Origin of the sequence: Pseudoalteromonas ostreae, from assembly GCF_018069805.1 — a bacterium.
Lineage (GTDB): Bacteria > Pseudomonadota > Gammaproteobacteria > Enterobacterales > Alteromonadaceae > Pseudoalteromonas > Pseudoalteromonas ostreae.
This window is the reverse complement of record NZ_JAGPYN010000022.1, coordinates 63,767-70,471: the sequence shown is the minus strand read 5'-3', so window position 1 is coordinate 70,471 and position 6,705 is coordinate 63,767. Positions and strand designations below refer to the sequence as shown.

6 protein-coding genes are annotated in these 6,705 nt (G+C 38.2%); 2 read left to right on the top strand and 4 right to left on the bottom strand.

The window, feature by feature from the left end:
• Positions 1 to 118 precede the first annotated feature (118 nt).
• Both J7338_RS16360 and J7338_RS16355 read right to left on the bottom strand, forming a co-directional pair.
• Positions 119 to 1,429, bottom strand: coding sequence for a DKNYY domain-containing protein (locus tag J7338_RS16360; protein ID WP_210798034.1), 1,311 nt, complete (start codon positions 1,427 to 1,429; stop codon positions 119 to 121).
• A gap of 343 nt (positions 1,430 to 1,772) precedes the next feature.
• Complete coding sequence (locus J7338_RS16355; protein WP_210798033.1) at positions 1,773 to 2,624, bottom strand: LysR family transcriptional regulator; 852 nt, start codon at positions 2,622 to 2,624, stop codon at positions 1,773 to 1,775.
• Between the two features lie 131 nt (positions 2,625 to 2,755).
• Between J7338_RS16355 and J7338_RS16350 the strand changes: the two genes are divergently transcribed.
• Entirely contained in the window at positions 2,756 to 3,421 is a 666-nt protein-coding gene (locus tag J7338_RS16350) for an FMN-dependent NADH-azoreductase (protein WP_210798032.1), read from the top strand.
• A gap of 199 nt (positions 3,422 to 3,620) precedes the next feature.
• On the opposite strand, the gene J7338_RS16345 is transcribed toward J7338_RS16350, so the two are convergent.
• Positions 3,621 to 4,505 carry a LysR family transcriptional regulator gene (locus J7338_RS16345; RefSeq protein ID WP_210798031.1) on the bottom strand — a complete coding sequence of 295 codons (885 nt, stop codon included), beginning with the start codon at positions 4,503 to 4,505 and terminating at the stop codon, positions 3,621 to 3,623.
• A 113-nt stretch (positions 4,506 to 4,618) separates the two neighbouring features.
• Here J7338_RS16345 and J7338_RS16340 point away from each other — a divergent pair, with 113 nt between their 5' ends.
• Positions 4,619 to 5,374 carry an SDR family oxidoreductase gene (locus tag J7338_RS16340; RefSeq protein ID WP_210798030.1) on the top strand — a complete coding sequence of 252 codons (756 nt, stop codon included), beginning with the start codon at positions 4,619 to 4,621 and terminating at the stop codon, positions 5,372 to 5,374.
• A gap of 344 nt (positions 5,375 to 5,718) precedes the next feature.
• Here J7338_RS16340 and yddG read toward each other — a convergent pair whose 3' ends face one another.
• Entirely contained in the window at positions 5,719 to 6,636 is a 918-nt protein-coding gene (gene yddG / locus J7338_RS16335; protein WP_210798029.1) for an aromatic amino acid DMT transporter YddG, read from the bottom strand.
• Positions 6,637 to 6,705: the final 69 nt, after the last annotated feature.

Genomic DNA, 6,705 nt, shown 5'->3' with positions numbered 1-6,705 from the left:
CTATGTCCCCATTGAGAGTCGATATTGTTACGAGAGCACTATCATACTGTTTGAAAGTCATAGTCGAATACACAATAAAGATACAGAGTAGATAGTCATACCCTGTATCTTTGAGCGTTTATTCCCATCTTTTTAAGTAGTACTCACCCGCATCGTTCTCGTCTGCATATAAATTTTTTTCATATTCAAAGGTTAACGGATCAGCATTGACTACCTTATACACCTCCCAATAAACATGCTTAGCATCTTTTGAGAAACGATCGGCTATTACGGTGAAAGTGTTTGGATCAGCATCCTCAACTACAGCATTATAATAAAAAATCTGAGATCCTATACGCACAAATATTTTTTCATCTTCATCAAGAATAACCACATCTTCAGGTTTAACACCGACCAGTTTATTATTTCTGCTATACACTTCGTTATTGTAAGCATAAAAATTATTTGTAATGTCTTCAACATCATCAGTAGGAACCAGAATCACCCGCGTTGGGCTTAAGTGAAGAGAATTCCATTTCCACATCTTCTCAAGCTCGCTGGCATCAGACCGGCTCACTTCTGCCACCGTTCTATTGTCAACAATATAACCGTTGTAGTAAACGTGCTTACCATCTTTGGCAATAGAATCATTTAATACTTTAAATGTAGATGGATCACTTTCTGGAATGGGTGTATTAAAGTAGTACGCTTGATTTTTATCTTTTCTGTAGTAAGGCGTAATCACCGTAAAGCCATCGGCTACCATGCCTTCAACAATCTCACCATGTGAATAAACATGCTGTCCGTCTACGGCATACTCATCATTAATAATTTTAAAACGACTGGCTTCGTTACTAATTATTTTTCCCTGATAAATTACCTGCTCACCATGGCGAATATAACGCTCGTTCGCATTTTTAATCGCTTCAGGCATTGCTTTACGTGGAAATTTGTCATCGATGTAGTAATATAAATATTCTTTATCCATGGCGTATGAGCCCAACAAATAAGAGAACGAAGCGGCGTCTGCTCCTTCTATCATTTGCCCATAACAAAAAACTTTGCCACCACTAATAAGATAACCAGATTCATCTTTACTTGCATTAATACCCGGTGTTACCAACTGAATTGAATTAGGAGCAGCACCCTCAACCCGTCTTCCGTCGTAATAAACACTATTACTATCTTTAGCGTAAGACTGACTAATCACACTGAACGTATCAGGGTCAGCTCCTTCTATTGGGGAGCCTCCAATTTGGAAAAAATTGCCATCTAAAACATAAACAACTTTACCTTCTCGCAGGTAATATTGATTGCTAATTTTACTATCATAAGCAGTTGCGTTATGTGTGCTTGGATTATTAACATATAAGCCAAGAATAAGCGCAATTAAGGCACCAACAAGGGGGATGACTAAAAATATAATTCCAATCCATATGAGTATTTTCATTTATCTTTCCATAGCTATTAAATATATCAGCGACTAAAGTACCATATTTTTAGCGCCATGTTTAACGGGCTGCTAATGATTAACACAAGATGAAGAGGGCGTTCATAATTCTATGCCATAACATAGTAGGCAATTTAAAAGATCATTTCGAAAGAATGAATAATCCCTAATTGCTTAGTGTGAATTTACATAGAAACCTAGGGGAGCAAATCTTGACTTCAGACATCAAATTCATTGACTGACCTGTTATCCTTATTTTGTCTATTAGACAAAGTCTAAAGCACTAAGATAAATCAGTAACCCCTACTTTTAGCTATTACGTACTTTGATTGCTGCTCAGAGCTTATAAACTCAACAACTCTTCTACCCATTCTAAAACGAGGCGAGTATTTCGGGTTTGAAAGCGCTGCTTATTAGGTATGTAGTAGCAAAAGTCAGATTCAACTACGTGGGTATTAAAGCTTTTAAGTAACTCGGTGTCTAATAATCGTTGTACTAGCGTGGTTGAGCAAAAAACCAGTCCTGAGCCTGCCATAGCTTCTTGAATACCAAATAGCTCTTGGTCAAATGTTTTAATACTAAATAACGCAGGATCTAAGTTGTTTTGAGTAAGCCATTGTTTAATTGGAGGCTCACTTAGCGCGTTGTTTTTCCATTTAGTGGTATAGAGCGTAACTGGGCCGTTTTGCCATGGGATATCCGCGGCTTTGTGTGATCCAAACAGATTAAATTGTTCGGTTTTTATAATGTCATCAGCGTTTATATTCTGCTGTTGACCAAAACGAATCGGTAAGGTGTGTAATTGCTTATCAACGGCTTCACTGGTTGATATATCGACTTCAAGATTGGGCTGACTTTTTGATAGCTCCTGTAATGCGGGTATTAAACGCAGTGCGGCCAGTGATGACGTAGTGGTTATTTTAACGGCGGTGCCTTTGGCTTGTACGGTAGCTAGCGCTTGATTAATAAGGTTAAAGCCGTTGCTTGTTGCTTCACTTAAATATTCACCAGTTGGCGTTAAGGTTATTTTTCTAACTTGGCGGTAAAATAAATCCACATTTAAACGGTTCTCAAGGTTATTTATATGATGCGAAATCGCGGTTGGCGTGAGCGATAGTTCATCCGCGGCGGCTTTAAAACTGCCTAAACGCGCCGCAGCTTCAAAGGCTTTGAGTGCTTGTAGTGATACTTGCATGGGGGATTCTTCACACCAAATAGAATTAATTTATAGGTGAGTATAACTTATTTATAGTTAAGGTTTACTCGTTTGTGAAATGTGCCTGTTAGTTAGATGATTAAACTACATTTACTAACAGGATAAACAGTATGACTACCCTACTTCACGTTGATGCAAGCGTAAGAGCTGTTAAAAACGACAACCCAGCTCATGATTCAATCTCTAAAAATATTGCTAAGCATTTTATTGATAGCTTTGCAAAGCACCAAGTTATAGATGAGTATTTTTACCGTGATGTTGGTGTGAATCCTCCGCCTTTTATTACTCAAGACTGGATAGGCGCAGTATTTACCCCTGATGATAAAAAGACTGCTGAGCAACAACAGTTACTGGCCTTGTCAGACACATTAATCGCTGAAATTTCCGCAGCCGATATTATTGTGATTTCCTCGCCTATGTATAACTACGGTATGCCCGCACAGTTAAAAGCATGGTTTGATCAAGTAATACGTATTAATCAAACCTTTGATTTTGATCTTGCCCGTGGTGACTTTCCGCTACAGCCTTTGCTCGGTGGTAAAACATTGGTTGTGATCACTTCAACCGGTGAATTTGGTTTTGAGCAAGGTGGTATACGTGAGCATATAAGCCATTTAGTGCCGCACTTACGTACGTTGAGCAAATATTTAGGCGTGAGCACCATTCATGAAATTGCCTCTGAGTATCAAGAGTTTGCCGATGTACGCCATCAACTATCGCTCGATAATGCTTATAGCCAAGCAGCAGCGCTAGGGCTTCAGTTAAGTAATCAATAATATTGAAATATAAAAATACCGCATTTGCTATGCGGTACAATTAAATATTGTTTAGATTTTTTCGGGCCAGTTTTTAAAGCGCAAGCGTATCTTATTATGTCAAATCCTTCAGCTTTATTACGGTAGTCGTGAATACCCTGACTAAATGGTGCTAAGTCCATTTTACTGATACTAATTATGTTGATGGATTGCTAACATTTTATGTAAAGTCATTACCTTGATATTTATCTATTAGCTTTTGGATAAATTGTTTAACCTTTGCAGGTAAATACGTTTTAGATACGTACAATGCGTGCACTGGAAAGCTGGTGAGTGCTAATTCAGGGAGTAATTGAATTACTTCGCCTTTTAAAAGTTCTTCTTTAAAGGCCCATTTTGGACCTATGTGAATTCCTTTATCATCTAAGACGAGTCGTTTAACTGCGCTAACACTATTTACTGTGAAGTTTCCATGCAATTCAGTTTTTAATTCATCTGTAGAGATAGACGTATCATATTGTGTTTTTTTATAAAAAATAAAATTATGAGTGGCAAGCGATTGTACGTCTAGTGGCGCACCAAATTGGCTTATATAGCCTGTTGAAGCAACTGCAACTCGTGGCACTTCACCTATTTTTCTACAGATAAGGCTTGAGTTAGGCAGTTTTCCAATTCTGATGGCAACATCAATACTTTGTGATTTTAAATCTTCAAATTGGCTCCCTAATACTATTTCAATAGATAAGTCAGGGTAATCCGTAGTCATTTCTTCAAGCACAGGAACAATAAACTGACAACCAAAGTCATGGGGAGCAGCAATTTTTAATAGGCCTGAAGGTTTATTAACCGTGTTTTTAATTAAGTTTTCTAGAGACTCTTGTTCACCCAATAACCTTTTCAGCCCAGAGTAGTATTGTTGTCCTGACTCTGTTGGAGTGGAATGTTTAGTTGAACGCTCAACAAGTTTTACACCGAGGCGCTTTTCTAAATTAGCTATCCTGCGACTGACCGAAGAAGGATCGGTATTGAGAAGTTCAGCGGCTCTTTTAAAGCTACCCGCTTCAGTAACTCTGATAAAAAGCTGTTCATTTGTTATCTCTTTCATATTTACTTATTGTAATTTTCGCATGTATTAAATGAATTATTAGTGGGTTCTTTCTTTATGTGCATTAAGGTTATAGTTGTCTGGTGATTAATTCAACAAATAAGGGCAAAATCATGACATCACAAAAACAAGGTAAAGTGGCAGTTATCACGGGGGCAGCACGCAATATGGGGCGGGCGTTTGCTGAGGCATTAGCAAAAGATGGCTGTGATATTGTTATTCACTACAACAGCGATGCTTCAGCAAGTGATGCTAAAGTGACTGCTGGTTTAGTTGAGCAAGCAGGTCAAAGAGCTATACTAGTACAAGGCGAGCTTTCCAAGCCAAGCAATGTCACTGATTTATTTACTCAAGCTAAAGAGGCTTTTGGTCGTATCGATATAGTAATTAATAACGCAGGTAAAGTGATCAAACGACCATTCACAGAGTATACAGAAGATGATTATGATGAAATGTTTAATGTAAATACTAAAGCTGCCTTTTTTGTGATGCAAGAGGCTGCTAAGCATATTGAAGACAATGGTCGAATCATTAGTATGGGCACGTCATTGCTGGCTGCTTTTACAGGAAACTATGCTCTATATGCAGGTTCAAAGGCACCGTTAGAAGACTTTACCAAAGCGTTGGCTAAAGAAATTGGTAGTCGCGGGGTCACTGTTAACACTGTTTGCCCTGGACCAATAGATACAGCGTTTTTCCATGGCGAAGAAAACGAACAATCAACTGCCTATATGTGTGCAGCTAGTGTAGCAAATAGATTAGGTACGATTACTGACATTGTACCGCATATTCAGTTTTTAGCTTCAGCTCAATCACAATGGATGACGGGGCAGACTTTATTTATTAATGGTGGCTTTGTTTCCCGTTAATGTAAGTGAGTGGCTGAGTAGCCACTCTATTTTACTAATTATAAAAGCCTTGGTTGTTACTACTTTATCGGCACAAACCACTGATAGTAAAAGACGGAAAATTACTAGTTGGACAATGAGGTATGGCTGATATCTACATGCAACTAACTGTTTGTGGGGACCCGTTATGTAGCAGCAACAACATGGCAGTAACTGCGTAAAATGCTTACACAAGTTGAATTATTGGTAAATCAGTTGTCGTATAGCCGTGATTTAACAATACGTAGTTATGGATTCTAATAATGACGAAAATCATTAAAAGTATAGACCATACAAAGAGCTATGGTCTATAAAATGTAGTGTGTTTAATTTATGGGTGATGATTTAGCTTGGCTTTTTTCTCTGGTTACAAAATAACAAATGAGTGAGCCGATCGTGACTAATGCAACGCCTTGCCAGAACGAGACTGACAACGAAATAGATAAATATACGGACGAAAATATCGTAGAAAAAACAGGAGTGAAATACGATAAAGTACCTAACAGTATTAGGTTTCCACCAATAATAGCCTGATTCCAAAGTGCATAAGCTGAGCCCATTACAATACCTGCGAGTAATAATGTAAATGTTGAGCTGAGCGAAAACTCAAAGCCGACTTCATCACTAAAAGCATATTTAATCCATAAAGTAATAGCGGTTGCGATAAATAAAAATGGTGTGGCATTTTTTCCGTTGCTTAAATTTTTGGTTACTAGGCAGTAAATAGCCCAAATAAATGCTGCAGAAAATGCCATAAGATAGGTGATTGGATTTTCGGTTATATTATTTATCAGTACATCGAGAGAAAGGCCACTATCGCCTGTTATACACCAAGCCACGCCAAGGAAGGCAATAAAAACACTAGGATAAACCAATACACTCACTTTACGTTTACCTAAAATAACCGTTAGCAGTATCGTTAGTGCAGGCCATAAATAATTAATCACCGCCATTTCCATGGCTTGGTGGCGGTTATTGGCCATACCTAAAGAAAGCGCCAAGCAAATCTCATATAAAACAAATAACCCTCCGCCAATTATTAGGTAGCGTTTAGGGAAGTCATTAATTTTTGGCAGCCCCATAACCGCAACTAAAAATATTGCGCTGATACTATACATCATTGCCGCCCCGCCTATGGGGCTAAATAACTCAGAAACATCTCTGATCAGAGCAACAATGCAACCCCACAGTAATATTGCGGCTACACCAAAAAGTGTATGTTTATGTTCATTTAAAAAAGCCATGATTAGTCCTTATGGATGACTCAAAAAAACGAGTCAGGATAGCAGCGGTTTTATCATAAAACAATGACA

Bases quoted from the DNA above. Each gene is read 5' to 3' on its own strand.
- J7338_RS16360 (WP_210798034.1), bottom strand. From the start codon at position 1,429: ATGAAAATACTCATATGGATTGGAATTATATTTTTAGTCATCCCCCTT.
- J7338_RS16355 (WP_210798033.1), bottom strand. From the start codon at position 2,624: ATGCAAGTATCACTACAAGCACTCAAAGCCTTTGAAGCTGCGGCGCGT.
- J7338_RS16345 (WP_210798031.1), bottom strand. From the start codon at position 4,505: ATGAAAGAGATAACAAATGAACAGCTTTTTATCAGAGTTACTGAAGCG.
- J7338_RS16340 (WP_210798030.1), top strand. From the start codon at position 4,619: ATGACATCACAAAAACAAGGTAAAGTGGCAGTTATCACGGGGGCAGCA.
- yddG (WP_210798029.1), bottom strand. From the start codon at position 6,636: ATGGCTTTTTTAAATGAACATAAACATACACTTTTTGGTGTAGCCGCA.
- J7338_RS16350 (WP_210798032.1), top strand. From the start codon at position 2,756: ATGACTACCCTACTTCACGTTGATGCAAGCGTAAGAGCTGTTAAAAAC.